Origin of the sequence: Holdemania filiformis DSM 12042 (assembly GCF_000157995.1) — a bacterium.
In the GTDB taxonomy this organism is placed as follows: domain Bacteria; phylum Bacillota_I; class Bacilli_A; order Erysipelotrichales; family Erysipelotrichaceae; genus Holdemania; species Holdemania filiformis.
The window spans coordinates 447,279-450,435 of sequence record NZ_GG657556.1 but is presented as its reverse complement, the minus strand read 5'-3'; the positions used below and the strand labels follow the sequence as shown (position 1 = coordinate 450,435).

The window sequence follows — 3,157 nt, the reverse complement described above, 5'->3', positions numbered from 1 at the left end:
GAATTCCGGTTTGAAATACTTATGAACTTCGTCCATATACCGGCGGTTGCGTTCTTCCTTATCGCTGTCAAACGCATATTGTGAGCCGAGGTTGCTGGTCATAATGATCAGCGTATTCTTGAAGTCGACGGTGACACCCTTGTTATCGGTGATCCGGCCGTCGTCCAGAATCTGAAGCAGGATGTTGAAGACATCCGGATGAGCCTTCTCCACTTCGTCCAGCAGCACGATGGAATACGGCTTTCTGCGCACCGCTTCCGTCAGCTGACCGCCCTCGTCGTAACCGACATATCCCGGAGGCGCGCCGATTAACCGCGACACGCTGTGCTTCTCCATGTATTCGCTCATATCAATCCGGATGATCTTCGATTCATCGTCAAACAGCTGCTCCGCCATCGCCTTAGCCACTTCGGTCTTACCGACACCGGTCGGACCTAAGAACAAGAACGAACCAATCGGCCGGTTTTCATCCTGAATCTGCGCCTTGGACCGCAGAATCGCTTCCGTGACCAGCTCCAGCGCTCCATCCTGACCGATGACCCGCTGCGCCAGCGCATCCTGCAGATGCAATAATTTCTGCCGTTCCGTTTCAATCAGCTTGCTGACCTCGATGTGCGTCCAACGGGAAACGACCTTGGCGATCTGTTCCTCGTCGACGATCTCCTGGATCATGTGTTCCTCTTTTTTATTCTGCGCCGACTCGCGGATTTTCCGCTCCAGCGTCGGGATCGTGTCATACTGCAGCTTCGCCGCTTCCTCATAACGCGCTTCGTTCTGCGCCTGCGTGAAGTCCAGGCGGGCTTTTTCCAGCTGTTCCTTGTAAACCTTGGCTTCGTCCAGCTTATGCTTTTCCTGCTGCCATTGGTTGTATTTGATTTCTTTTTCTTCTTTCAGATCCGCCAGTTCCCTGCGCAGCTCCTCCAGCCGCTGCAGCGTCTTGGCGTCAGTTTCCTTTTTCAGCGCCGTTTCTTCAATTTCCAGCTGCATGATCCGCCGCATCAGTTCGTCCAGCTCCGTCGGCATCGAATCCATCTCCACCCGCAGTGAAGCGCAGGCTTCGTCGACCAAATCGATCGCCTTATCCGGTAAAAACCGGTCGGTGATATAACGGTTGGACAGCGTCGCCGCAGCGATGATCGCTTCATCGAGAATCTGTACGCCATGATAGCTTTCAAACCGATCCTTCAAGCCCCGCAGGATGGAAATTGTATCTTCCACGGACGGTTCATCGACCTGAACTTTCTGGAACCGGCGTTCCAGTGCCGCATCCTTTTCAATATATTTGCGGTATTCGTCAAACGTCGTCGCACCGATACACTTCAGCTCGCCCCGCGCCAACATCGGCTTCAACAGATTGGCCGCGTCCATGGAACCTTCCGTCTTGCCCGCGCCGACCAGATTATGAATCTCGTCAATAAACAGAATGATGTTGCCGTCCGCCTGCTTCACTTCGTTCAACACGGCTTTCAGCCGTTCCTCAAACTCGCCGCGGTATTTTGCGCCGGCGATCAGTGCGCCCATATCCAACTCGATCAATTTTTTTTCCTTCAAGCCGAACGGGACGTCGCCGTTCATGATCCGCCATGCGATACCTTCGACAATCGCCGTCTTCCCGACGCCCGGTTCACCGATCAGCACCGGGTTGTTCTTTGTTTTCCGCGACAGGATCTGGATAACCCGCCGGATTTCCTCATCCCGGCCGATAACCGGATCGATCTTGCCGCTCTTGACGTCCTCGACCAGATCGTGCCCGTATTTCTGCAGCGCGTCCAGTTGATTTTCCGCGTTCTGTTCATTCATCTTCATTCCACCTCGTCTTTCTTCCTCTGCTTTTTCAAGCGCTTTTCTCGTAATTCCGGTTGCTTCCAGAATCGCCTTGGCGACGGCGCTGCCGCCGAACAACAAGCCGATCAGAAACGCTACCGAACTCATATAGGTTTCTTCGTGTGCCTGACTCCACTTCAGCGCTTCCTGATACGCCTGATTCACCTCACGGGAGAGGTTCGGCTGAGCGCCGGAAGTACTGGAAGGCAGCCGCTTCATATAACTGTCGACGATCTGCAGCGTTCGTTGCTTGTCCTGTCCCAGCCGCTGCCACAAGCCGTCGATGCCGTCGTCTTCAAAAATCGCTTTCAGGCAATGCTCGACGTTCAGTTCGCTCTGGCCCTGTGCCTGCGCCAGCTGGATCGCTTCCATTAAGATCCGCTGCAATCGTTCTGTCATCTGATCAATATTCATAGGATGTCCCTCCTTACACTCGTTAGTATATCACTTTTAGCACTCTAGTCAATAGAGCGCTAAACAAAATTTTTAAGAAAAGGGTCCGTTGTCCCGAAACCCTTTCCATCGTTATTTAAAAGCTTTCTTGAACTTGTCAAAGACGGATTCCTTCCCGCCTTTCGCCTGCAGCTTGCGCAGCTTTTCATACATTTCTTTTTCTTCGCCGCTCAGCTTCTTCGGGATTTCGATCTTCACCTCAACGAGCTGATCGCCTTGACCAGACCCGCGCAGATCCTTCACGCCCTTGCCTTTCAGCCGGAACTGCTGGCCGTTCTGCGTTCCTGAAGGAATCGTCAGCTCGACATCGCCATAAACCGTCGGCACGTCGACCGAACAGCCCAGTGTTGCGTCCACTGAAGAAATCGGAATCGTAATGTAGATATTCCGGCCGTCGCGCACGAAGTAATCGTGCTTCATGACCATGATCTCGATATACAGATCGCCGTTTGACCCGCCGTTGGCGCCGCGTTCACCCTTACCGGATACCCGCAGCTGCTGACCGGACTGGATGCCGGCCGGGATCTTGACGTCGACGCTCACGCGTTTATGTTCATAACCCTTGCCGCCGCACTTGGAGCATTTTTTACGGATTTTCTTACCCGTGCCGCCGCAGTCCGGGCAGACACTCTGGGACTGGAATACTCCGAACGGCGTCCGCTGCTGCGTAACAACCGTTCCGGATCCGTGACACGTCGGACAGATGGTAACGTCATCCTTGGAATGCGCGCCGGTTCCCATACATTGAGAACACTGCTCATCCACGTCAATCGTGATCGTCTCCGTCTTGCCGAAGATCGCGTCCATAAAGCTGATCTTCATCTGCATGTAGCGGTCCTGACCCTTGCGCGGGCCGTTGGACCGGGCCCGGGATCCGCCG

Annotated in this window: 2 protein-coding genes; both read right to left on the bottom strand. The window is 54.1% G+C overall.

The window, feature by feature from the left end; all coding sequences use genetic code 11:
- Nucleotides 1-2,238: ATP-dependent Clp protease ATP-binding subunit (locus tag HOLDEFILI_RS07960; protein ID WP_006059066.1), on the bottom strand; the 2,238-nt coding region annotated here is incomplete at its 3' end.
- A 111-nt stretch (nt 2,239-2,349) separates the two neighbouring features.
- The coding region (locus tag HOLDEFILI_RS07955; RefSeq protein WP_006059065.1) for a DnaJ C-terminal domain-containing protein at nt 2,350-3,157 on the bottom strand (808 nt) is incomplete at its 5' end.